We start from the raw sequence: 23,498 nt of genomic DNA, 5'->3' as shown, positions 1-23,498 counted from the left end.
GGCATGTTGAGAGGCCTGCTCTCATTCAGCAGTATGACCATGATCTCGCGGGTGCTCGGCCTGATCCGCGACCAGGCGATTTCCACTACCTTCGGCGCCAATGCGGTGACCGACGCGTTCTGGGTGGCGTTCCGCATTCCCAATTTCCTGCGCCGGTTGTTCGCCGAAGGCTCATTCGCCACCGCGTTCGTGCCGGTGTTCACCGAGGTCAAGGAAACCCGCCCGCACGCCGATCTGCGCGAACTGATGGCGCGCGTGTCCGGGACCTTGGGCGGGATGTTGCTGCTGATCACTGCGCTGGGGTTGATCTTCACCCCGCAGCTGGCCGCGGTGTTTTCCGATGGCGCGGCAACCGATCCGGAAAAATACGGATTGTTGGTCGATCTGCTGCGGCTGACCTTTCCGTTTCTGCTGTTCGTTTCGTTGACGGCGCTGGCCGGCGGCGCGCTCAACAGCTTCCAGCGCTTCGCCATTCCGGCGCTGACGCCGGTGATCCTCAACCTGTGCATGATCGCCGGCGCGCTGTGGCTGGCGCCGCGGTTGGAGGTGCCGATCCTGGCGCTGGGCTGGGCGGTCCTGGTGGCCGGTGCGCTGCAGCTGCTGTTCCAGCTGCCAGCGCTGAAAGGTATCGACCTGCTGACGCTGCCGCGCTGGGGCTGGAATCACCCGGATGTGCGCAAGGTGCTGACGTTGATGATTCCGACCTTGTTCGGCTCGTCGATTGCGCAGATCAACCTGATGCTCGATACCGTGATTGCCGCGCGCCTGGCCGATGGCTCGCAATCGTGGCTGTCGCTGGCCGATCGCTTTCTGGAATTGCCGCTGGGTGTGTTCGGCGTGGCGTTGGGTACGGTGATCCTGCCGGCGCTGGCCCGCCATCACGTCAAAACCGACCGCACCGCGTTCTCGGGCGCGCTGGATTGGGGCTTCCGCACCACTTTGCTGATTGCGATGCCGGCCATGCTGGGCTTGCTGCTGCTGGCCGAGCCGTTGGTGGCGACCTTGTTCCAGTACCGCCAGTTCACTGCATTCGACACCCGCATGACCGCAATGTCGGTCTACGGATTGAGCTTCGGCCTGCCGGCCTACGCCATGCTCAAGGTGCTGCTGCCGGCCTTCTACGCGCGTCAGGACACCCGCACCCCGGTGCGTGCCGGGGTCGCGGCGCTGATCGCCAACATGGTGTTCAACTTCGCGCTGCTGGCGGTGGTCTACCAGATCATGGTGCCGCCCGAGCTCAGGGCGCAGGGCGTGATGCAGGCGCTGGGCAAGCAGCCGGGCCTGCATCTGGCGCTGGGTATCGCCAGTGCCCTGTCGAGTTATCTCAATCTGGGATTGCTGTGGTACTGGCTGGGCAAGTCCGGGGTGTACCAGCGCCGGCCAGGCTGGGGTGGCTATGCGCTGCGCCTGCTGCTGGCATGTGCGGCGATGGTGGCGGTGCTGTTGAGCCTGCTGTGGTGGCTGCCGTCGTTTACGCAGATGGACAAATGGAGCCGCATTGGCTGGCTGGCGGTGCTGGTGGGCAGTGGCGGGGCGACCTATCTGGTCGCGCAGCTGGCGCTGGGGCTGCGGCCGCGGCATCTGCGCGAAGGCTAGGGTGACTGCCGAACATGCGTGGGCGTGCTGCACGGTCGCCTGCGTTGGGTAGCGTGTCGCGCAGCCAATCGCAGGGTGGTTAGTTGGGCGCTGCCGCGCCCACGTGCGCGCCCATGCGGCTTGACTGGCACGGCTATACTTACAGGTTACGCATCAACGAGGGCCGGCCGGCTGGCCGGCATCTGTTTGGATCGAGGAATGAGCACGCTGTTTAGAGACGTCGATGGCGGGACGCTGTTCCCGCGCGGAAGCGTGGTCTGCATCGGCGCTTTTGATGGCCTGCACCTGGGGCATCGGACGCTGGTGCAACACGCCGTGGCGCGCGCGCGCACTCGGCGTGCCAGCAGTGGCGGTAAGCTTCGAGCCGCTGCCGCGCGAGTTCTTTGCGCCCGCCGCGCCGCCGCCGCGGCTGACCCTGGCCCGCGCCAAGATCGAAGGGTTGCACGGCTACGGTGCCGACAGCGTTGGCATGATCCGTTTCGATGGTCGCCTGTCGAAGATGAGCGCGGAAGATTTTGTACGCCTGGCGCTGGTCGGCCGGCTATGTGCGCGCGAAGTCTGGATCGGCCCGGAGTTCCGTTTCGGCCATCGGCGTGGCGGCGATATCGGCCTGCTGCGCTCGCTCGGTGCGCACTACAGCTTTGCGGCGGGCGAAATCGCGCCGGTGCACCTGCACGGCGAGCGCATCTCGGCTACGCGCATCCGCGAGCTGCTGGGCGCGGGCGAGTTCGCGCACGCCGGGCAATTGCTTGGCCGTCCGTATGCCATCGGCGGGCGGGTGGTGCGCGGCAAGCAGCTTGGCCGCACCCTGGGCTATCCCACCGCCAACCTGCGTTTCCCGCGCACGCCGGCGCTGTCGGGCATTTACGCGACCTGGGTGCATGGTGTTGCCGAGCGGCCGTGGCCGTCGGTCTCGAGCTTTGGCACGCGCCCGACCGTGGCCGGTGTGGAGCCGCTGCTGGAAGCGCATTTGTTCGATTTCCAGGGCGATCTGTATGGCCGGCATATCGAGGTCGAATTCGTCGCCAAGCTGCGCGACGAAGAGAAGTTCGATGGCCTGGACGCGCTGACCGTGCAGATGCATCGTGATGCCGAGCAGGCGCGTTCGGTGCTGGACAGGCACGCAGTTTCTGCAACACATGCGAGTTCCTCGCAACAGCCCGCCTATGATGCGAGTCCCTCGCAAGAGCCCGTACATCCATGTGCGGACAATGGACATGCGAGCTCCTCGCAAACGTCTGCACATGGATGTGCAGACACTTCAGACAACGCAGCGCAACGGTAGAGACCTGTGACCCAAGACTACAAAGCCACTCTCCATCTGCCCGCGACGGAATTCCCGATGCGTGGCGACCTGCCCAAGCGCGAGCCGGCGATGCTGGACCGCTGGGAGCGCGAGGGGCTGTACGCGCAACTGCGCGCCAATGCGGCAGGGCGCCCGCTGTTCGTGCTGCACGACGGCCCGCCGTATGCCAATGGCCAGATCCATCTGGGCCATGCGGTCAACAAGATCCTCAAGGACATCATCGTCAAGTCGAAGTATCTGGCTGGCTTCGATGCGCCCTACATCCCGGGCTGGGATTGCCACGGCCTGCCGATCGAGATCGCGATCGAGAAAAAGTACGGCAAGGTCGGCGTCAAGCTCGACGCAGCCGAGTTCCGCCAGAAGTGCCGCGAGTACGCCACCGAGCAGATCGATCTGCAGCGCCGCGATTTCAAGCGCCTGGGCGTGATCGGCGATTGGGACAACCCGTACAAGACGCTGGATTTCCGCTTCGAAGCCAACGAGATCCGCGCGCTGGCCAAGGTGGTCGACAATGGCCATCTGACCCGTGGCGTGAAGCCGGTGCACTGGTGCTTCGATTGCGGCTCGGCGCTGGCCGAGGCCGAGATCGAATACGCCGACAAGGTGTCGCCGACGGTGGATATCGCCTATCCGGCGCGTGATCCGGCGGCTGTCGCTGCCGCGTTCGGCGCCAGCCTGCCGGCGGGCGTGGGCGTGGCGGTGCCGATCTGGACCACCACGCCGTGGACGCTGCCGGCGTCGCTGGCGGTGAGCCTGGGCGCGGAACTGGACTACGTGCTGGTCGAAGGCCCGGCCGATCGCGGCCAGCCGCGCTGGTTGGTGGTGGCCGAGGCCCTGGCCGGCAAGGCGCTGTCGCGCTATGGCGTGGACACGGTGGTGGTGCACGGCCATGCCAAGGGCGCGGCGCTGGAGCGGATGCTGCTGAACCACCCGTTCTATGCCGAGCGCGAGATTCCGCTGCTGCTGGGCGACCACGTGTCGGCCGAGGACGGTACCGGCGCGGTGCATACCGCACCGGGCCATGGCCAGGAGGACTACCAGGTCTCCAAGCAGTACGGCCTGCTCGAGCGCTATGGCGCCGCGCAGATCAACCCGGTGGATGGGCGCGGCGTGTATCTGCCGTCGACGCCGCCGCTGGGCGACACCGTGCTGGCCGGCTTGCATATCTGGAAAGCCAACGACGTCATCATCGAAGCGCTGCGCGACACCGGCGTGCTGTTGGCGGCCAGCAAGATGGAGCACAGCTATCCGCATTGCTGGCGACACAAAACGCCGATTGCGTTCCGCGCCACGCCGCAATGGTTCATCTCGATGGAGCAGGCCAACCTGCGCGCCGATGCGCTGAAAGCCATCGAAAACGTGCATTGGTATCCGTCGTGGGGCCAGGCGCGTATCGCCGGCATGGTCGATGGGCGCCCGGACTGGACCATCTCGCGTCAGCGCACCTGGGGCGTTCCGATCGCGCTGTTCGTGCACCGCGAAACCGGCGAGCCACATCCGCGCAGTACCGAGTTGCTGCGCCAGGTCGCCGACCGCGTGGAGCTGGGCGGCGTGGACGTGTGGTACACGCTGGACGCGGCCGAACTGCTGGGCGATGAAGCAGCCGATTACGACAAGATCACCGACATCCTGGATGTGTGGTTCGACTCCGGCGTGACCCATGAAGCGGTGCTGGTGGACCGCGGCCTGCCCAAGCCGGCCGACCTGTATCTGGAAGGCTCCGATCAGCACCGCGGCTGGTTCCAGTCCTCGCTGCTGAGCGGCGTGGCGATGGACAAGGCGGCCCCGTACAAGCAGTGCCTGACCCACGGCTTCACCGTGGACGAGCACGGCCGCAAGATGTCCAAGTCGCTGGGCAATGGCATCGAGCCGCAGGACATCATGAAGACCCTGGGCGCGGACATCCTGCGTCTGTGGATCGCTTCGGCCGACTACAGCAACGAGATGTCGCTGTCGCAGGAGATCCTCAAGCGCAATGCCGATGCGTATCGCCGCCTGCGCAATACCGCGCGCTTCCTGCTCGGCAACCTGCACGGCTTCGATCCGCTGCAACACCTGGTGGCGCTGGACGACATGGTGCTGCTGGACCGCTGGATCGTGCACCGCGCGCACGAATTGCAGGAAAAGATCGTGGCCGCGTATGCGCGCTACGACTTCGCCGAGATCGTGCAGGCGCTGCTGAATTTCTGCAGCGTGGACCTGGGCTCGCTCTACCTGGACGTCACCAAGGACCGCCTCTACACGATGGCCGAAGATGCGCGCGGCCGCCGTTCGGCGCAGAGCGCGATGTATCACGTGGCCGAGGCGTTCGTGCGCTGGATCGCGCCGGTGCTGAGTTTCACTGCCGAGGAACTGTGGGGCTATCTGCCGGGCAAGCGGGTCGACAACGTGTTGTTCGCCACCTGGTACGACGGCCTGGCGCCGTTGCCGGCCGATGCTGCGCTGAGCAGTGCCGATGTCGACAGGCTGCTGGCCTTGCGCGAGCAGGTGGCCAAGGTGCTGGAGCCGATGCGTGCCAACGGGGCGATCGGCGCGGCGCTGGAAGCGGAGATCACCGTGGCCGCCGATGCGCAGACTGCCGCGCGCTGGCAGCCGCTGGCCGAGGAGTTGCGCTTCCTGTTCATCAGTGGCGACGTGACCGTGACTGCGGCCAGCACCGACGACATCTTCGTCAGCGCGCAGCCGACCAGAAAGGCCAAGTGCGTGCGTTGCTGGCACCACCAGGCCAGCGTGGGCAGCGATCCGCGTCACCCGGAACTGTGCAGCCGCTGCGTCAGCAATATCGAAGGCCCGGGCGAGCAGCGTCGCTGGTTCTAGCGTCGCTGGTTCTGATGTCTTGATTGCTTCTCCTGCGAGCGGGAGTCCGTTCCAATACCCCTTCTCCCGCAAGCGGGAGTCCGTTCCAATACCCTTCTCCCGCAAGCGGGAGTCCGTTCCAATATCCTTCTCCCGCAAGCGGGAGAAGGTGGCGCGCAGCGCCGGATGAGGGCCGCGATGGCGCATCCGGCGCCGCTGACCGATTTGCCCGTCGGGCAGCGTCTCCCGAACCCGGCAGACGCAACAGCTAAGGTGATTCCATGACCGCAAGACCCAAACCCTCCGCCCTGATCTGGCTCCTGCTGTCGGCCGTGGTGGTCGGGCTGGACCAGTGGAGCAAGGCCTGGGTGCTCTCCAGCCTGCCGGAATACACCCCTGTGCCGGTCATCGACGGCTTCTGGAACTGGTACCGCACCTATAACACCGGTGCGGCCTTCAGCTTCTTGAGCGATGCCGGCGGCTGGCAGCTGTGGTTCTTCACCGCGTTGGCGGTGGGCATCAGCGGCCTGTTGGCGTTCTGGCTCTCGCGCACCGCGCGCGGGCACTGGCGTAGCGCGCTGCCCTACGCGCTGGTGATCGGCGGGGCCATCGGCAATGTGATCGACCGGCTGATGCATGGCCACGTGGTGGATTTCATCCAGTGGTACATCGGCAGCCACACCTGGCCGTCCTTCAACATCGCCGATTCGGCGATCGTGGGCGGCGCGATCGGCATCGCGGTGTTCGGGTTGTTCGACAAAACCGGCAAGCAGGCGTCGGGAACCGGGAATCTGCGCTGAAGCCTGCCTGCAGACGCGTACCGCCCGGTCAGACCCCCCATCCTCCATTCCCGTAGAATGTCCGCCATGGATGTCCTGCTCGCCAATCCCCGTGGTTTTTGTGCCGGTGTCGACCGTGCGATCGAGATCGTCAAGCGTGCGATCGAAACGCTGGGCGCGCCGATCTATGTGCGCCACGAGGTCGTACACAACCGTTTCGTGGTCGACGACCTCAAGCAGCGTGGCGCGGTCTTCGTCGAAGAACTCGACGAGGTGCCCGACGATGCCACGGTGATCTTCAGCGCGCACGGCGTCTCGCAGGCAGTGCGCTTGGAGGCCGAGCGTCGTGGGCTGAAGGTATTCGATGCCACCTGCCCGCTGGTGACCAAGGTGCATTTCGAGGTTGCGCGGCATTGCCGGGCCGGCCGCGACGTGGTGCTGATCGGCCATGCCGGCCACCCGGAAGTGGAAGGCACGATGGGGCAGTGGAGCCGCGAACGCGGGCCGGGCACGATCTACCTGGTCGAAGACATCGAACAGGTCGCCACGCTCGATGTGCGCCAACCGGAGAATCTTGCCTACACCACCCAGACCACGCTGTCGGTGGACGACACCATGGGCATCATCGAGGCCTTGCGTGCGCGCTACCCGGCAATGCAGGGGCCGCGCCATGACGACATCTGCTACGCCACACAGAACCGCCAGGATGCGGTGCGCGATCTGGCGCGCCAGTGCGATCTGGTGCTGGTGGTCGGTTCGCCCAACAGTTCCAATTCCAACCGGTTGAGCGAGCTGGCCCGGCGTGACGGGGTGGAGTCCTACCTGATCGACAACGCCAGCGAGATCGATCCGGCCTGGGTCGTCGGCAAGCAGCATATCGGCCTCACCGCCGGGGCCTCTGCGCCGCAGGTGCTGGTTGATGGCGTGCTGGCGCGTTTGCGCGAGCTGGGGGCCAACGGCGTCTCCGAGCTGGAAGGCGAGCCGGAATCGATGGTGTTCGCGCTGCCCAAGGAGCTGCGGCTGCGTCTGGTCAGCTGAGCGATGGCTAGGCACGATGCGGCGCTTGCAGCGATTGACCCGGGGGCAGCTGCGCTCCTACAATTGACGGCTCGCCGGAATAGCTCAGTTGGTAGAGCGGCGCATTCGTAATGCGTAGGTCGTAGGTTCGATTCCTATTTCCGGCACCACGCTTCAAGACTGGGTCGGCCTGTACCGGCCCAGTTGCGTTTTGAAGCGCCGAAACACCGCGTTTCACGTAGTCCTCGCATGCGTTGCGTGCGTGCAAACCTGCCCCTTTTGCAAACGCAACGGCGGAATTCTTGCCTCGCGCTGCGCTGCGACAACATGTCGCACAAATTGGCGCGTATTTATTGCGTCAGATCATTGCCAATGGGTTTCGTGCAGGTGCAGCAAAGACTAAAATTAGCGCGCTAACCCGTGTCTTCGTTCTGCGCAGTTCATCTCCTCTGGGAAGACAGCTGCGTCGGGAACATCCCAGGACGGATACGACGAACGAGGCTGGCGTTCCTTCGCACTTGGATCGACCGATGATTCCGCTGAAACAGCTCGGGCGTTTACTTCGTCCAGGTCTGATGTTGCCCTTCCTGCTGCTGGCAGGTTGCAACTCGGCCATCCTCAATCCGAAAGGCCAGATCGGCCACGACGAAAAGCAACTGCTGATCACCTCGGTGGTGCTGATGCTGATCGTGGTCATCCCGGTGATCGTGATGACGATTGCGTTCGCGTGGAAATATCGCGCCTCCAACACCAAGGCTCGCTACGAGCCGGATTGGTCGCACTCCACGGCCATCGAAGTGGTGGTGTGGTCGATCCCGTGCGTGATCATCCTGGTGCTGGCAGTGCTGACCTGGCGCTCGTCGCACGCGCTGGACCCTTACCGGCCGCTGGATTCGGACGTCAAGCCGATCAATATCGAAGCCGTATCGCTGGACTGGAAGTGGATGTTCATCTATCCCGACCAGAACATCGCCACCGTCAACGAGATCGCGTTCCCGGTGCACACGCCGCTGAACTTCAAGATCACCTCCGACACGGTGATGAACTCGTTCTTCATTCCGCACCTGGGCACCATGATCTACGCGATGGCGGGCATGGAAACCAAGCTGCATCTGGTGGCCAACGAGCAGGGCGAATACTTCGGCCTGTCGACCAACTACAGCGGCCACGGCTTCTCGAAGATGAGCTTCAAGGCGCATGCCACCGATCAGGCAGGTTTCGATGCGTGGGTGGCCAAGGTCAAGGCGTCGCCGACTACGTTGAACGCTGCCGAGTACCAGGTGCTGGCTGCCAATCGTAACGACAAGGAACAATATCCGGTCACTTACTACTCGTCGGTGCAGGACGGCATGTTCCGCTCGCTGGTCGACAAATACATGCATGGTCCGGGCCACAACAAAGGCCACGGCGACCATCAGGCATCGGCTACGGAGCCGGTCGCCATGTGCACTTCTGGAGACAAGTGATGCTAGGCAAACTTACCATCGAGGCAGTTCCGTACCACGAGCCGATCATCATGGTCGCGCTGGGTGGTGCCGGCCTGCTCGGCCTGCTCATCGCGGGCGCCATCACCAAGTACAAGCTGTGGGGCTATCTCTGGAAAGAGTGGTTCACCTCGGTGGATCACAAGCGCATCGGCGTGATGTACATCATCGTGGCGTTGATCATGTTGCTGCGCGGCTTTGCCGACGCGGCGATGATGCGCACCCAGCAGGCGCTGGCCGGTAATGGTGGTGAAGGCGTGCTGCCTCCGCATCACTACGACCAGATCTTTACCGCGCATGGCGTGATCATGATCTTCTTCATGGCCATGCCGTTCATGACGGGCCTGTTGAACCTGATCGTGCCGCTGCAGATCGGCGCACGCGACGTGGCGTTCCCGTTCCTGAACTCGCTGAGCTTCTGGCTGTTCGTGGCCGGCGCAGCGCTGATCAACATCTCGCTGGGTGTGGGTGAGTTCGCGCAGACCGGCTGGCTGGCCTATCCGCCGTTGTCGGGACTGGAATACAGCCCGGGGGTCGGTGTCGACTACTACATCTGGGCGTTGCAGGTCTCAGGCCTGGGCACGTTGCTCACCGGCATCAACTTCTTCGTGACGATCATGCGGATGCGCGCGCCGGGCATGACCCTGATGCGCATGCCGATCTTCACCTGGACCGCGCTGATCACCAACATCCTGATCATCGCAGCGTTCCCGATCCTGACCGTGGCGCTGGCGCTGCTGGGTGCCGACCGTTACCTGGGCACGCACTTCTTTACCAATGACGGCGGCGGCAACGCCATGATGTACGTCAACCTGATCTGGATCTGGGGTCATCCGGAGGTCTACATCCTGATCCTGCCGGCGTTCGGCATCTTCTCCGAGTTGATCGCCACCTATAGCCGCAAGCGCTTGTTCGGCTACACCTCGATGGTCTACGCCACCTCGTGCATCGGCGTGCTGTCGTTCGTGGTGTGGCTGCACCACTTCTTCACCATGGGCTCGGGTGCCAACGTCAATGCCTTCTTTGGCATCACGACGATGATCATCTCGATTCCGACCGGCGTGAAGATCTTCAACTGGCTGTTCACCATGTTCCGCGGTCGCGTGCACATGACCTCGCCGGTGCTGTGGACGATCGGCTTCATCATCACCTTCACCATCGGCGGCATGACCGGCGTGATGCTGGCGATTCCGGCCGTGGACTTCGTGTTGCACAACAGCCTGTTCCTGATCGCGCACTTCCATAACGTGATCATCGGCGGCGTGGTGTTCGGTTACCTGGCAGGCCTGACCTACTGGTTCCCGAAGGCATTCGGCTTCAAGCTCAACGAGAAGATCGGCAAGGCCTCGTTCTGGTGCTGGATTATCGGCTTCTTCGTGGCCTTCATGCCGCTGTACGTGCTCGGCTTCATGGGCATGACCCGTCGCATGAACACCTATAACCACCCCGAGTGGGCGCCGTGGCTGTACGTGGCTGCTGTGGGTGCCGCAATCATCGGCATGGGTATTTTCCTGAACCTGGTGCAGATCGGTTACAGCGTGTGGAAGCGCAAGGAGCATATGGACTACACGGGCGATCCGTGGGATGGCCGTACGCTGGAATGGGCAACCTCTTCGCCGCCGCCGTTCTACAACTTCGCCGTGCTGCCGCACATCGACGACCGCGATCAGTTCTGGGCCGACAAGCAGAACGGCAAGGGCTGGGTGCGTCCATCCAAGTACGAAGCGATCCACATGCCGCGTAATACCGGCGCAGGCGTCTACATCGGTGCCTTCAGCGTGCTGCTGGGCTTCGGTCTGATCTGGCACATCTGGTGGCTGGCCATCATCGGTCTGGTGGGCATGATCGGCAGCTTCATCGCACGCACGTTCGATGACGACATCGATTACTGGGTACCGGCCGACGAAGTGGAGCGCATCGAAAACGCACGTTTCGCCCTGCTCGAACAGCAACAGGCGGCGCAGGCCGCGAAGGTGGTATGACCATGGCTTCCTCGACCACGCTTGACCACGCCGCCCACGCGGGCGGCCACGATCACGACCACGAGCATCACGACGGCGGTGGCAACACCGTCTTCGGGTTCTGGGTCTATCTGATGAGCGACTGCCTGCTGTTTGCCGGTCTGTTCGCCACCTATGCGGTGCTCTCCGGCGCCACGGTGGACGGGCCGACCGCCAAGGAGCTGTTCGACCTGAAGTTCGTGCTGGTGGAAACCTTCCTGCTGTTGTTCAGCAGCTTGAGCTTCGGCTTTGCGATGATTGCCGCGCACAAGCGCAAGATGGGTGGCCTGTACGGCTGGCTGGCAGTGACCGCGCTGCTGGGTATCGGCTTCCTGTGCATGGAAGTGTGGGAGTTCAACCACCTGATCCATGAGGGTGCCGGCCCGGGTCGCAGTGCCTTCCTGTCGGCGTTCTTCACCCTGGTGGGCACGCACGGTCTGCACGTGGCCTCGGGCCTGCTGTGGATGGCGGTGCTGGTGATCCAGATTTCCAAGAACGGTCTGACCGCGCGCAACAGCACGCGTCTGGCCTGCCTGAGTCTGTTCTGGCACTTCCTGGACATCATCTGGATCGGTGTGTTCACCGTCGTCTATCTGCTGGGAGCGCTGTAATGGCCAATCACCACCACACCGAAACCGCTGCCGACGCGCATGCCGGCGGCTTGAAGTCCTATCTGATCGGCTTTGTGATGGCCGTGATCCTCACCGTCATCCCGTTTGCGATGGTGATGAGCGGCGCGTTCTCCAAGGGCGTCACCGTCATCGTGATCTCGGTCATGGCCGCGGTGCAGATGTTGGTGCACATGGTGTACTTCCTGCACATGGACCGCACGCCGGAACAGCGCTCCAACGTGCAGGTGGGTCTGTTCTCGCTGCTGATCATCGGCATCGTGATCGTCGGTTCGCTGTGGGTGCTGCACAACATGAACGTCAACATGATGCATTGAGACGGCGCCACGCCCGATCGCAGCAACGTTGAAGAAGAGGTCGCCAAGTGATTGGCGGCCTTTTTTTACGCACCATTTCGCCCGCAACATGACCAATGGCATACGGGGAAGCACAGGCAGGCGCTTAGCATCGTGGGCTTGCCTGTTCCAGGTCACCTGCGGAGTTGCGATGAAAATACCCACCCTGTTGTCCGTGTCGTTGTTGGCGGCGTTGTCGCTGCCTGCGGCTGCGCAAACCGCACCGCCGCAGGACATACCGTTCGACGGCACCTTGAAGATCGACGTCGATGCCACCGATCTGGCCCATCGCATCTTCAAGGTCAAAACCACCATGCCGGCCCGGCCGGGCCCGATGACGCTGCTGTACCCGCAATGGATTCCGGGCAATCACTCGCCGACCGGGCCGATCGACAAGCTCGCGGGGCTGGTGATCAAGGTCGACGGCAAGGTGGTGCCGTGGAAGCGCGACCAGTTCGATGTGTATGCCTTCACCGTGGACGTGCCGCAGGGCGCCAGCGAGCTGGTGGCCGAGTTCAAGTTCCTCTCGCCGCAGGCCCCCAACCAGGGCCGGGTGATGATGACCCCGGAGATGCTCAACCTGCAGTGGAACACCACGGCGCTGTATCCGGCCGGCGTCTTCGCACGCAACATCAAGGCGCAGGCCAGCGTCACCTTGCCAGCTGGCTGGAGCTATGCCACGGCGCTGGAGACCGACCGCCGGGTTGGCGACACCGTGACCTTCAAGCCGATCGACTTCGACGACCTGGTCGACTCGCCGATGTTCGCCGGCAAGTACTACAAGCGCGTGGAACTGAGCGGCGGCAAGCAGCCGGTCTACCTCAACGTGTTCGCCGACGAAGCCAAGTCGCTGGAGGCCAAGCCCGAGCAGATCAAGGCGCATGCGTCGCTGGTGCAGCAGATGGACAAGCTCTACGGTGCGCGGCATTTCGATCACTACGAATTCCTGCTGGCGCTGACCAAGAAGTTGGGCGGCATCGGCCTGGAGCATCACCGCTCCAGCGAAAACAGCGGTGTGCCGACCTACTTCACCGAGTGGGACAAGAGCTGGACCGGGCGCGACCTGCTGGCGCACGAGTTCAACCATTCGTGGAATGGCAAGTACCGTCGCGGCGCCGACCTGGCGACGCCGAACTTCAACGTCCCAATGGGCGACAGCCTGCTGTGGTTGTACGAAGGCCAGACCCAGTTCTGGGGCGAAGTGATGGCTGCACGTTCGGGCCTGTGGACGCAGGACCAAGCACGCGAGATGCTGGCCGGCGTGGCGGCGAACTACGCGCGCGGTCGCCCCGGCATGGCCTGGCGCACCGTGCAGGACACCACCAACGACCCGACCATGTCGATGCGCCGCCCCAAGGCCTACCGTAGCTATCAGATGGCCGAAGACTATTACTCCGGCGGCCAGATGATGTGGCTGGAAGTGGACAGCAAGCTGCGCGAGTTGACCAACAACAAGCGCTCCATCGACGATTTCGGCAAGGCCTTCTTCGGCATGAAGAACGGCGATTGGGACGTCAACCCGTACACCTTCGACGACATCGTGGCCACGCTCAATGGCGTGGCGCCCTACGACTGGGCCAGCCTGTTGCGCAGCCGCATGGACGGGCACGGTTCCTTGAACGCTGGCATCGAGGCCAACGGCTGGAAGCTGGTCTACAACGAGGAGCCGAATCTGGCTACCAAGGCCGACGAGAGCGAGGACAAGGACGCCAGCCTGACCTATTCGCTTGGCCTGTCCCTGAAGTCCTCTGGCGATATCGGCGATGTGCTGTGGGACGGCCCTGCCTTCAATGCCGGCCTGATCGCCGGCAACACCATCGTGGCGGTCAATGGCCGCGCCTTCAGCAGCGAGGTGATCAAGGACGCGATCAAGGAGGCCAAGGGCACCACCGCGCCGATCGAGTTGCTGGTCAAGCGCCTGGACCGCTACGACAGCGTGCGCATCGATTACCACGGCGGCCTGCTGTATCCGCATCTGGAACGTATCGCCGGCAAGCCGGATCGCCTGAGCGAGTTGTACAAGGCCCGATAAGCCGTCGGAGTGTCGCTACGCCGCGGTGCATGGACCGCACAGCGGTGGCTGGGGCCAGGTAGTTAGGCCGCGTGGCGCATGCGCGGTTACGCAAGTTTTATCTCGCCGACGTGGTTGTTTATACGCACAGGTATAGCGCCTTTACGGGGAGGCGCGCGATCGTAGTTGGGGCCGCTAGCCAGCGGCCTTTCAACCCTCGATCAACCTGCCACGGGCACCACGATGAAGCCTTCTTTGCCTACCGTTTCTCTCGCAGCCGACGCTGCTGGTCAATGCGACCCGCTCCCCCAAAGTGGCGAGAACTTTGATCCGGCGTTGTTGTTCGACAACCGCGGCATGCGCCTGCGGCAGCGGGCGCAGTATGTCGCGACGCTAGTTGCGCATGACCGCGAGCAAGGGCGCATGCCGTACCACCGCCAGATTTGCTCTCCGGCCGATCGCCAAGTGCTGCTGCGTGATGACGCCGGTGGCGCGCCGCGTCCAGTGCTGATGTTCGGTTCCAACAATTATCTGGGCCTTGCCAATCATCCGCACGTGCGCGAGCGGGTAGGGCGTGCCATCGCAGAATACGGCACGGGTATCGGCGGGCCGCCGTTCCTCAATGGCTACCTGCGCATCACCCGCGAACTGGAGGAGCGTCTGGCCGCGCACAAGGGCCAGGAGGACGCGATGATCTTCTCCAGTGGTTTTTCCGCGAACCTGGCCTTGCCCGGCGCGCTGGCACGCAACGGCGACCGCATGTACTACGACGAGTATTCTCATGCGTCCTGGTTCGACGGGCTGAAACTGGCCGGGCTCTCCTCGCGCCGGTTCCCGCACAACGACCTGCAGCGTCTGGCGCATTGGCTGGAGCGCAGTGGCCACTGCGAGCAGGACACCTTCGTCTCGGTGGAAGGGGTGTACTCGATGGATGGCGACCTGGCGCCGCTGGATGAGCTGGTGCCGCTATGCAAGCGCCATTCGGCGCTGCTGGTGGTCGACGATGCACACGGCACCGGTGTGCTCGGCGCGCATGGCGGCGGCAGCGGCGAGCACTTCGGCGTGGCGCAGGGAATCGACGTGTTGATGGGCACCTTCAGCAAGACCTTGGCGGTCAATGGCGGCTTCGTGTGCGCTTCGCGTCCGTTGATCGAGTATCTGCGCTGGATATCGCGCTCGTACATGTTCTCCGCCGCACTGCCGCCGGCCACGATCGCGGCGGCGCATGGCGCATTGGATGTCATCGCTGCCGAGCCTGAGCGGATGCACCAGCTACACGCCAATGCCGCCGGCTTGTGCGCGCGGCTCAATGCGCTGCCCTGGGGACTGGACGTGTCCACGCCCTCGGCGATCCTGGTCGTGCACACTCCGCCGGCCATGGATGCCAAGGCGGCGGCGATGCGCCTTGAGCAGTTGGGGCTGTTCGTCAATCCGGTGCACTTCCCGGCGGTACCGCGCGGCCAGGAGCGCCTGCGCATCAGTGTGATGGCTACGCATACCGAACAGGACCTGGATCGTCTGGCCGAGGGCATCGACCGGATCTGGGGCGAGCACGCGCATGGCGACGCGCGCCTGCGCGCGCAGGCATAGCGCCGCGGCACCTGCGCATGGCGCCGTTCTCGCCCTGCGAGACGCCACGAGGCTACAGTAGCGCTCCCACCGCTTTTCCGGATGTTCCGATGGCCAAGAGCGCCGCCAGCAAAGCCAGAACCGCCTATGTCTGCGGCGAGTGCGGCGCCGAATACAACAAGTGGCAAGGACAATGCACCGAGTGCGGGGTGTGGAACACGCTCAGCGAAATCGTGCTGGAAAGCGCCACGCCCGGCGGCAAGGCTTCGCCTGCGGCATCGCGACGCAGTGGTTGGGCCGGCAAGGCCGAGGCGCCCAAGATCACTGCGCTCAAGGATGTGCAGCAATCCGAGCAGGCGCGCGTGTCCACTGGCATCGGCGAGTTCGATCGGGTGTTGGGCGGCGGGCTGGTGGAAGGTGCGGTGGTGCTGATCGGTGGCGACCCCGGCATCGGCAAATCCACGTTGTTGTTGCAGGCGCTGGCCAGCATGGCGGGCACCTTGCCGGTGTTGTACGTGACCGGCGAGGAATCGCTGGCGCAGGTGGCCGGGCGCGCGGTGCGCCTGGATCTGCCGCTGGAAGGACTGAACGCCCTGGCCGAAACCGGTATCGAAAATATCCTGCAGCACGCCAGCGTGGCGCGGCCGAAGCTGATCGTGGCCGATTCGGTGCAGACCCTATGGACGGAATCGCTGACCGCAGCGCCAGGGTCGGTGAGTCAGGTGCGCGAGAGCGCAGCGCGACTGGTGCGCTACGCCAAGGAAACCGGCACCGCCGTGTTTCTGGTCGGCCATGTGACCAAGGAAGGCGGCATTGCCGGCCCACGCGTGCTCGAGCACATGGTCGATGCGGTGCTGTACTTCGAAGGCGAGAGCGGTAGCCGATTCCGCCTGTTGCGCGCGTTCAAGAACCGCTTCGGTGCGGTCAACGAGCTAGGCGTCTTCGCGATGGGCGAAAAAGGCCTCAAGGAGGTTTCCAACCCATCGGCAATCTTCCTGTCTGGCGGCAGCACCCAGCAGCCCGGCAGCTGCGTGATGGTCACCCGCGAAGGCACCCGGCCGCTGATGGTGGAGGTGCAGGCGCTGGTGGATGCATCGCCATTGTCCAATCCGCGTCGTGTGGCGGTGGGTCTGGAGCAGAACCGGCTGGCGATGTTGCTGGCAGTGCTGCACCGCCATGGCGGCATCGTGGTGGGCGATCAGGACGTGTTCGTCAATGTGGTGGGCGGCATCCGCGTGCAGGAAACTGCGGCCGATTTACCTGTACTGCTGGCTGTGCTGTCGTCGCTACGCGACCGGCCATTGTCCGAAAAAACCATCGCGTTCGGCGAAGTGGGGCTGTCCGGCGAAATCCGCCCCGTCCCCAACGGCGAGGACCGCCTGAAGGAGGCGGCGACGCATGGCTTCAAACGCGCCATCGTGCCGCGAGCCAATGCGCCCAAGACCACCAGCATCAAGGGGATGGAAATCGTTGCGGTGGAGCGCTTGAGCCAGGCGCTGGAAGCAGCGGCCGACTGACGTCCGCGCCGCGTGGGTCTTGGGCTCTTTAGGTTCAGCAATCTGCGGACGCGGCGGAAGCGGCCTCTCGGCCATGGTCGGCAGCGGCATGCTGGCATCGCTCCAGCCGGCTGCAGGCAGACCATCGATGATCCGGCCGGCGTCCTGATAACCGCTGCCGCAAGGCCCATCCTCGGGAGTGGTAGACGTAGGAAGACACGGCGCGCCTCCAGGCGCGCTCCGATGTCAATGGGTTGCTTGCATCGCGCTGCTCAGACGCCTGCAAGCCGTTTGTCGGACAAACGGCGGTATTTGCATTTGGGGGTCGAGAAAGCGTTTTCAGAAAGAGTGCGGCTATGGCAACATGCGCGGCCCGTTGCACTGTGCACCGGATTGCAGACACCGCTCACTGCCGTTTTAAGGAGAATCACGATGGAATGGATGTTGCTGCCGCTCAAGCGCTACGCCGACTTCAATGGTCGCTCGCGTCGCAAGGAATATTGGATGTTCGCGCTGATGCAGTTTCTGGTGCTGATCGTGTTTGGCGGCCTGTTTGCCATCGCTGCAGCGACGATGGGCAACGAGAACGGCCCCGGCGCGCTGGCGTGGCTGATCGGTGCAGTAATGATGATCGTTTGTTTGGCGTTGATTGTGCCGGCTATTGCTGTGACGGTGCGTCGCCTGCACGACCAGGACAAGTCTGGTTGGTTTTATCTGATCAGCCTTGTGCCATACGTCGGTGCGTTCGTGTTGCTGGTTTTCATGTGCATAGAAGGCACGCCTGGCCCGAACCAGTACGGCGAGAATCCCAAGCAGTAACTTACGCGTCATGAAAGCGGACAACGGCGCAGGGAGCTTCCTGCGCCGTTGTCGTATGTGGGGTGCGCAGATCGCTCTGCTGCGCGTTGGCGTAGGTGGAACGTCACTTGGTGGCGCGTGACGATTGCCAGTAAGGCCGTATTCTGCAGGCAGGGGGATAAGCCTCGGACCACAGGGATGGCACGCGGCGACGCACCTGCATGCTCAGCGCATCTTCGAATGTGGAGTCTCCTCGCAGCAGGGCGGGGGGCGTCATTCGTCGATGCCACGCCGCATTAGCGATGCACCGATGCGGCGCAACACCGGTCTCAGCATGTGCACAGGGGCGTGCAATGAACGATGCAGCTGAGTCGGTACAGATAGCACGCGATTCACGGCGCAGCATGCGGATGACATGCGCCTGCACGTTATTTGTCGTCGATAGCGTGCCAACGCACGCAGTGTCGTCAAACACTCTCGCTACAGCGCACAAGACGTCTTCATCGCGAGACTTGCGCAACGCAGATCGCGCACGTGCAGCGGTGTGCTTGCTTAGCAGGCGGCTGTGCGATGTGCCGGGCTGAGACTCGGGGTGACAGCCTTGCTCATCGTCGGTGCGTCTTTGTCGTGCAGCGCGAGTTCCAATTTATAGCCGTGCGAATACACGGTTCTGATACGCACCGCGCTGCTGTGATTGCTCAGCTGCAGTTTCTTGCGCAGCTTGTAGATGTGCTGCTCCATGGTGCGATCGGTGAATTCGGTGTGGCTGCCCCAGACCGCCTTGGCCAGCTGGCAACGTCGGAAGCACACGCCCGGGCTGGAAAAGAGCAGCCAGGCAATCGAGAACTCGCGTGCGGTCAGGACGATCGGCTTGCCATCCAGATAGACGGTATTTTCATCGCGGATCAACTGGTATGGACCAACGCTGAGTTGCTGCGTCTCTGGGCAGGCATGCGCCACCGGCGACAGCGCCAGGGCAGCGCGAACCTGCAATTCGTGGGAATTGAAGGGGAGCGCAAGCACCTCCTGCGCGCCCGCGCGATACCAGTCCAAGATGTCGTTGGCGCAATCGAAACGCCCGAGCACGATCAGCGGCGTGGGCTGACCACTATGGCAGCGCTGCCAGGCCAGTAGCGAGCTGTCGTCGGAGGCGACGCAACTGGCGTCGAAGACCAGCAACTCGCAAGGCGAATGCCGCAACGAACGCAGAAGCTCAAGTTCATCGGAAAACACCGAGAAATTGCGCGAAAGCGGTGCGAGGCTGGCATTGACCTGAGAGGCTAGACGCGCGTCCTGGGTCAATAAAAACGCCGATCCATTGGCGGGGGGGCAATGGTCATTCATCAGTCGGCCTTCCCGTGGCGGCGCGCAAACCACGCGTGGGTCGGGTGCCGATGCTGGGCGTCCGACGCCAAGACAAAACCCAGAGGGAGAGATCGATGCATCGTCGGACCAGTTGGTTGCCGTAGGGGAGTCCGGCAGCACCGGACGAATGGTATGTACCATTGCAAGGACGAAAAGTTTCACGCTTGCGTACGCTTCTTCGGGTTTGGGTGGATTGGCTTTAACTTGCGCTCATCTAGACGTAACGGAGCTCTTACATCTCAGGCGTGCCTGGGCCGTGCGCTAATTGCGTGTCGGTAACGCGTAGCGATGCACCGATGCGTGCGGTGAGATGCATTCACCCGCCGAGGTCTAGACCAAACTATTGCGATTCGTCGTGCAATCGCGCATATCTGGAATACGTTTGCAGTGATGTGGCGGCGCGATACGCCTGCTGCTGACCATCAAGCCACCGGCGGTATGCGTGGTCACACAATTGCAATGATTGCGGCCGACAACGGTCAATGCGCGTGGAAGCAGCGCGTTCGCAGACGTTGTCTGGCTGCATAAGCGCATTGGCGCAGAAAAATCGCATCAATACCCGACCGGATGGCATGAAATGTCCGGCACACGACACTGCTGAAGGTATGCAAAAAATCACTGCATCTCGCGAAACGCACGACGTGCACATTTGAGGACAGAGTGAGGTTTTTTGATTTTTTCAGTGTCTTCAAGTGAGAAATTCTATTGGATCCGCTGCATACAATCGTTTGCGCCAGCGAGTTCGGCGTTCCTTGTCTTTTGCTCCGCCCCCCAAGAGAGAGACCGGCATGATCCTTTCCACCTACTTTGCAGCGATCTCTGCGTTGTCTTACGCAGAACGTCTTCCTACCTATACGAGCAGGATGCTGGTTGGTGCTTGGCCGCAGGGACTGCAACATCTCCAACAGCGACGCGACGGACAGGGCGCAGTGGATGGCGCCGATGATGAGGTCAGCCTGTTCGGTGCCAGCGGCGATGCGCTGCTGATCCTGGAATATCAAGAAGAGGCCGAAGACGCGTATCGGCAGGCCTTGAAGGCCATGCGCGGGCAGCAGCGCCAATTGCGCCTGCTGTCGTGCCGGAACACCGCGTGGTTGATGCTGAGCCAGCGGCGCCTGAGTGCGGCGTTGAATTGCTTCGCGCAGTTGGCAATGGACCGCGAAACGCCGCCCAGCCTGTGCGGCGAGAGCCTGCTGGGCAAGGCACTGACCCACTTCCATCTGGGCCAAAGCACGCTGGCCTTGCAGACCCTGGAGCGCGCCAACGAGGTACTGTCCGAACTGGAGAGCGGTGCTTCCGATTGGTTGCGCATCTCCACTGCGCTACGTCTGGACATGATTGCGCAACTGCGCATCCGCCGCTCCGATCGCATGGGCGACCATGTGTTCTGGCAGGCCACGCTGCGCCAGGAAGATGTCGCGCATGCCTTCGAGCCCAGCGATTTGCGCGCGTGCATCGCCGATCTGGCCGAGAGCATGCCGGTGCTGGCACAGCGCATGCGGCATGTGCGCAACCTGCTGCGCATCGCCGGTGGCGATACCTTCGGCTTCGATGCGCAGATCGATGCGTTGCCGTCCGCGGCCACTGGCTGCCCGCCGTGCGCGCGTCAGGACGCACAGGTAGAACTGGCGCTTGCCGCCTTGGCGGTGGGGCGTGCCGATCTGGCCGAGCGCGCGCTGGCCGGTGCCGGCCGGCATCACGCGCCGCGCTGGAATCTGGAGTTCGAGTACTGCCAGGCCAAGATCAGCCAGGCGATGGGACGCACGGAACAAGCCTTGTTGCTCTACAACCGCTATGCGCTGGGCGCGGTGCAATGCCTTCGCAGCGAAGTGCAAGCGCCACGCTTGCTGGAAAGCGGCACCCCAGCGCACGTCAGCGACGATATTTCCGCCCGCTTGCCGGCCAAATATCGGCGTGCGTACAGCTACATGATCACCAACGCGCACCGCTCGGATCTGTCGATCAATGAGGTGGCCGCACAAATCGGGGTCACCGGCCGCGCACTGCAGCAGGCGTTCAAGTCCGCGACCGGGCTGTCGCCGACCCAGGTGCTGCGTCGTTACCGCATGCAGAGCATCCGCGACGAACTGCTGGCCGAAGGCGGTTGCGGCAGCGTGTTGCAAGCGGCCAGCCGCTGGGGCGTGGGCAGTCGTTCGGCATTGGCCAAGGGCTATCGCCAGCACTTCAACGAGGCGCCGATGGAGACCTTGCAGCGGTAACGTTGCACGCCACGGCTTGGTAGCGCTACCGGGCCGTGGCGGGTCGTTCGGGCGGGTGATGCAGCGGGCATCGCAGTGCGTAACGTAGGGCAGGAGCTGAATTGAGACGTGCGTGCGAGGTGGCTTGCGGCTATCCTTTCCGGCTGGCACTGGCACCCAGGGGGCGCGTCCGAGGATGGGCGTCGCCGCCAAGGAAACGACGACCGATCATGCAAGATCACACTCCCGAGGCGAACGACGCCGCGCAGATCCGTCGGGCAGGCGTCGATCTCAATGGGCTGATGTCTGTCCTCAGCAAGCATCTGTATTCCACCCCAGTGGTCGCGCTGCGCGAGCTGGTGCAGAACGCGCACGATTCCATCCTGCGTCGTCGTCTGGAACAAACCGATTGGCAGGGCGAATCGCGCATTGAAGTGCATGCCGATACTGCCCAGGGCATCGTGCGCATCGTCGATACCGGTGCTGGATTGACCCAGCAGGAAATCCACGATTACCTGGCCACCGTGGGCGTGGGTTACACGCGTGGGCTACGTCAGGGGGGGCACGAAGACAGCGGCCTGATCGGCATGTTCGGGCTTGGCTTTTTGTCTGCCTTCGTGCTGGCGCGGCGGGTGACCGTACGCACCACCTCGTACCAGTCTCCGACGTTGGGCCATTGCTACATCTCCAGCAACGCCGAGCAATACACCGTCAGCCCGATTCCTGCGCGTGCGCAGGTGGGTACCGAGGTGGTGCTGGAACTACGCAGCGAGTATCTGTCGTTGGCGCAGGAAGGGCGGCTGCGCGAGATTCTGTCGCGCTACTGCGCGCTGTTGCGCGAGCCGATCTGGATCGGCGCCGATGCGCAGCCGATCAATCCCGAGCCGCCGCCGTGGCGCATGCACGACGCCGTGCCGCTGCATCCGGTGCAGGCCTGGCGCCGTCAACGCGAGTTCGCCGCGCGCTTCGAGCGCAACTTCGAGCCGCTATGCTGCATGCCGGTGCGTGCGGAAGATGGCAGCGATGCGGTCGGCTTGTTATGGGTGCAGGACGGTGCGACCTACGGCACCAGCGACAACCGCAATCTGTCGGTGTTCCTGCGCGGCATGTTGCTGGACGACAACGCGCGCGAACTGCTGCCGCCGTGGGCGGGCTTTATCGGTGGGGTGATCGAATCCAATCGATTGACGCCCACTGCAAGCCGCGAGGATCTGCAGCGCGATACGGTCTACAGCGCGGTGCAGCACGCCTTGTTCGAGGCATTGGTGCAAGGCCTGGCCGATGTCGCACGTCAGCAACCGGAGGCATGGCGACGCATCCTGCTGCGCCATAACGAAGCCCTGCTGGGCGCGGCGCTGTGCGATGAACGCCTGTTCGAATTACTACTGGAACACGTGCGGGTGCCGACGTCGCAAGGCGATCTGCCGGCGCAGCAATTGCCGGCGCGCGGCGCGGTGCATGTGATCCTGGATAGCGACAGTGGTTTCGAAGAAATGCTGTTCCGTGCGATGGGCGTGCCGGTGGCCTATGGCAACCGGTATGCGGTGGTGCCGTTTTTGCGGCGTTGGGCGCAGGCCAAGGGGGTGCGCCTGGTCGAGCTGGGCACCGAACAGGGCAACCGCCAGTTATTCCATCTGGACACCCTGCCGGCCGACGAGCTGGCGTGGCTGGAACAGCACTTGGGCGATGGGGAAGCGTTGGTGCCGGCGCGTTTCAGCCCGCAGGAATTACCGCTGGTGGTGGTGCTTGATCGCGAGGCCGAGCTGAAGCGCCGGTTGGAGCAGGACGAGAACGACAAGCGCATCTCCACTGCCGCGTTGCGCCTGGCGCGTCAGTTCACCGCACGTATCGAAGCACGGCAGACCCAGCGGTTGTACCTAAATCTTGATAATCCCGCGCTGCAGGCCGTGCTGGCCGCGCAGCGTGCGGGCAATCCGCAGGCGGCGGTGGCGGCGCGCTTGCTGCGCTCGCTCAAGGTAATCGTCTCGTCGCAAGGGCGCACGCAACCACAGCCGGGCAGCACCGAAGCGGGCGTTTCCGACCTGAATAAGGCCTTCGGCGATCTCGCCCAGGCCGTGACCCAATTGCTGGTGCGCTGAGCGCCGCATCGCAGGAGCGA

The 23,498-nt window shown here is 63.6% G+C and carries 15 protein-coding genes, 1 tRNA gene and 1 pseudogene; 16 read left to right on the top strand and 1 reads right to left on the bottom strand.

All coding sequences use genetic code 11. The features are described 5' to 3' along the window. The first annotated feature begins 3 nt into the window (after positions 1-3). From murJ to M0D43_RS04780, 14 genes and pseudogenes are all read left to right on the top strand, one after another. Positions 4-1,596: a murein biosynthesis integral membrane protein MurJ gene (gene murJ, locus M0D43_RS04845; RefSeq protein ID WP_252164961.1), complete on the top strand. Its 1,593-nt coding sequence runs from the start codon at positions 4-6 to the stop codon at positions 1,594-1,596. A gap of 198 nt (positions 1,597-1,794) precedes the next feature. Next, positions 1,795-2,881, top strand: a pseudogene (locus tag M0D43_RS04840) (bifunctional riboflavin kinase/FAD synthetase). A 6-nt stretch (positions 2,882-2,887) separates the two neighbouring features. Further along, entirely contained in the window at positions 2,888-5,719 is a 2,832-nt protein-coding gene (ileS, locus tag M0D43_RS04835) for an isoleucine--tRNA ligase (RefSeq protein WP_252163756.1), read from the top strand. A 260-nt stretch (positions 5,720-5,979) separates the two neighbouring features. Then, entirely contained in the window at positions 5,980-6,498 is a 519-nt protein-coding gene (lspA, locus tag M0D43_RS04830) for a signal peptidase II (protein ID WP_252163755.1), read from the top strand. Between the two features lie 66 nt (positions 6,499-6,564). Continuing rightward, the gene (gene ispH, locus M0D43_RS04825; protein WP_252163754.1) at positions 6,565-7,515 is read left to right on the top strand and encodes a 4-hydroxy-3-methylbut-2-enyl diphosphate reductase; all 951 of its coding nucleotides are present in this window, start codon (positions 6,565-6,567) and stop codon (positions 7,513-7,515) included. A 73-nt stretch (positions 7,516-7,588) separates the two neighbouring features. Continuing rightward, positions 7,589-7,664, top strand: a tRNA-Thr gene (locus M0D43_RS04820). A 360-nt stretch (positions 7,665-8,024) separates the two neighbouring features. Then, positions 8,025-8,960 (top strand): ubiquinol oxidase subunit II, encoded by a 936-nt coding sequence (cyoA, locus tag M0D43_RS04815; RefSeq protein ID WP_252163753.1) that lies wholly within the window; start codon positions 8,025-8,027, stop codon positions 8,958-8,960. Next, positions 8,960-10,960 carry a cytochrome o ubiquinol oxidase subunit I gene (gene cyoB, locus M0D43_RS04810; RefSeq protein ID WP_101363448.1) on the top strand — a complete coding sequence of 667 codons (2,001 nt, stop codon included), beginning with the start codon at positions 8,960-8,962 and terminating at the stop codon, positions 10,958-10,960. Before cyoA ends, cyoB begins: the two co-directional genes overlap by 1 nt. Then, entirely contained in the window at positions 10,957-11,589 is a 633-nt protein-coding gene (gene cyoC, locus M0D43_RS04805; protein ID WP_008577121.1) for a cytochrome o ubiquinol oxidase subunit III, read from the top strand. Before cyoB ends, cyoC begins: the two co-directional genes overlap by 4 nt. Beyond that, positions 11,589-11,924 carry a cytochrome o ubiquinol oxidase subunit IV gene (cyoD, locus tag M0D43_RS04800; RefSeq protein ID WP_101363447.1) on the top strand — a complete coding sequence of 112 codons (336 nt, stop codon included), beginning with the start codon at positions 11,589-11,591 and terminating at the stop codon, positions 11,922-11,924. Before cyoC ends, cyoD begins: the two co-directional genes overlap by 1 nt. 169 nt (positions 11,925-12,093) lie before the next feature. Continuing rightward, a complete protein-coding gene (locus M0D43_RS04795) occupies positions 12,094-13,974 on the top strand; it encodes a M61 family metallopeptidase (protein ID WP_252163749.1) in 1,881 nt (626 codons plus the stop codon). 222 nt (positions 13,975-14,196) lie between these two features. Further along, positions 14,197-15,543, top strand: coding sequence for an aminotransferase class I/II-fold pyridoxal phosphate-dependent enzyme (locus tag M0D43_RS04790; protein WP_252163748.1), 1,347 nt, complete (start codon positions 14,197-14,199; stop codon positions 15,541-15,543). A gap of 89 nt (positions 15,544-15,632) precedes the next feature. Then, positions 15,633-17,039, top strand: a complete 1,407-nt coding sequence (radA, locus tag M0D43_RS04785; RefSeq protein WP_101363445.1) for a DNA repair protein RadA — start codon at positions 15,633-15,635, stop codon at positions 17,037-17,039. A gap of 411 nt (positions 17,040-17,450) precedes the next feature. Further along, complete coding sequence (locus M0D43_RS04780; RefSeq protein WP_101363444.1) at positions 17,451-17,837, top strand: DUF805 domain-containing protein; 387 nt, start codon at positions 17,451-17,453, stop codon at positions 17,835-17,837. Positions 17,838-18,368: 531 nt separating this feature from the next. Here M0D43_RS04780 and M0D43_RS04775 read toward each other — a convergent pair. Beyond that, entirely contained in the window at positions 18,369-19,160 is a 792-nt protein-coding gene (locus tag M0D43_RS04775; RefSeq protein ID WP_252163747.1) for a response regulator transcription factor, read from the bottom strand. A gap of 884 nt (positions 19,161-20,044) precedes the next feature. Between M0D43_RS04775 and M0D43_RS04770 the strand changes: the two genes are divergently transcribed. Together M0D43_RS04770 and M0D43_RS04765 are read left to right on the top strand one after the other, a co-directional pair. Further along, positions 20,045-21,400, top strand: a complete 1,356-nt coding sequence (locus M0D43_RS04770; protein ID WP_252164960.1) for a helix-turn-helix transcriptional regulator — start codon at positions 20,045-20,047, stop codon at positions 21,398-21,400. A gap of 209 nt (positions 21,401-21,609) precedes the next feature. Further along, on the top strand, positions 21,610-23,478 hold the full coding sequence (locus M0D43_RS04765; protein ID WP_252163746.1) for an ATP-binding protein: 1,869 nt from the start codon (positions 21,610-21,612) through the stop codon (positions 23,476-23,478). The last annotated feature ends 20 nt before the right edge of the window (positions 23,479-23,498 follow it).

The organism is Xanthomonas prunicola (genome assembly GCF_025266575.1).
GTDB lineage: Bacteria > Pseudomonadota > Gammaproteobacteria > Xanthomonadales > Xanthomonadaceae > Xanthomonas > Xanthomonas prunicola.
This window is presented reverse-complemented; position numbering and strand designations above follow the sequence as displayed.

Coding starts and splice junctions, on each gene's coding strand:
- murJ (WP_252164961.1), top strand. CDS start 4: ATGTTGAGAGGCCTGCTCTCATTCAGCAGTATGACCATGATCTCGCGG.
- lspA (WP_252163755.1), top strand. CDS start 5,980: ATGACCGCAAGACCCAAACCCTCCGCCCTGATCTGGCTCCTGCTGTCG.
- ispH (WP_252163754.1), top strand. CDS start 6,565: ATGGATGTCCTGCTCGCCAATCCCCGTGGTTTTTGTGCCGGTGTCGAC.
- cyoA (WP_252163753.1), top strand. CDS start 8,025: ATGATTCCGCTGAAACAGCTCGGGCGTTTACTTCGTCCAGGTCTGATG.
- cyoB (WP_101363448.1), top strand. CDS start 8,960: ATGCTAGGCAAACTTACCATCGAGGCAGTTCCGTACCACGAGCCGATC.
- cyoC (WP_008577121.1), top strand. CDS start 10,957: ATGACCATGGCTTCCTCGACCACGCTTGACCACGCCGCCCACGCGGGC.
- cyoD (WP_101363447.1), top strand. CDS start 11,589: ATGGCCAATCACCACCACACCGAAACCGCTGCCGACGCGCATGCCGGC.
- M0D43_RS04795 (WP_252163749.1), top strand. CDS start 12,094: ATGAAAATACCCACCCTGTTGTCCGTGTCGTTGTTGGCGGCGTTGTCG.
- M0D43_RS04790 (WP_252163748.1), top strand. CDS start 14,197: ATGAAGCCTTCTTTGCCTACCGTTTCTCTCGCAGCCGACGCTGCTGGT.
- radA (WP_101363445.1), top strand. CDS start 15,633: ATGGCCAAGAGCGCCGCCAGCAAAGCCAGAACCGCCTATGTCTGCGGC.
- M0D43_RS04780 (WP_101363444.1), top strand. CDS start 17,451: ATGGAATGGATGTTGCTGCCGCTCAAGCGCTACGCCGACTTCAATGGT.
- M0D43_RS04775 (WP_252163747.1), bottom strand. CDS start 19,160: ATGAATGACCATTGCCCCCCCGCCAATGGATCGGCGTTTTTATTGACC.
- M0D43_RS04770 (WP_252164960.1), top strand. CDS start 20,045: ATGCTGGTTGGTGCTTGGCCGCAGGGACTGCAACATCTCCAACAGCGA.
- M0D43_RS04765 (WP_252163746.1), top strand. CDS start 21,610: ATGCAAGATCACACTCCCGAGGCGAACGACGCCGCGCAGATCCGTCGG.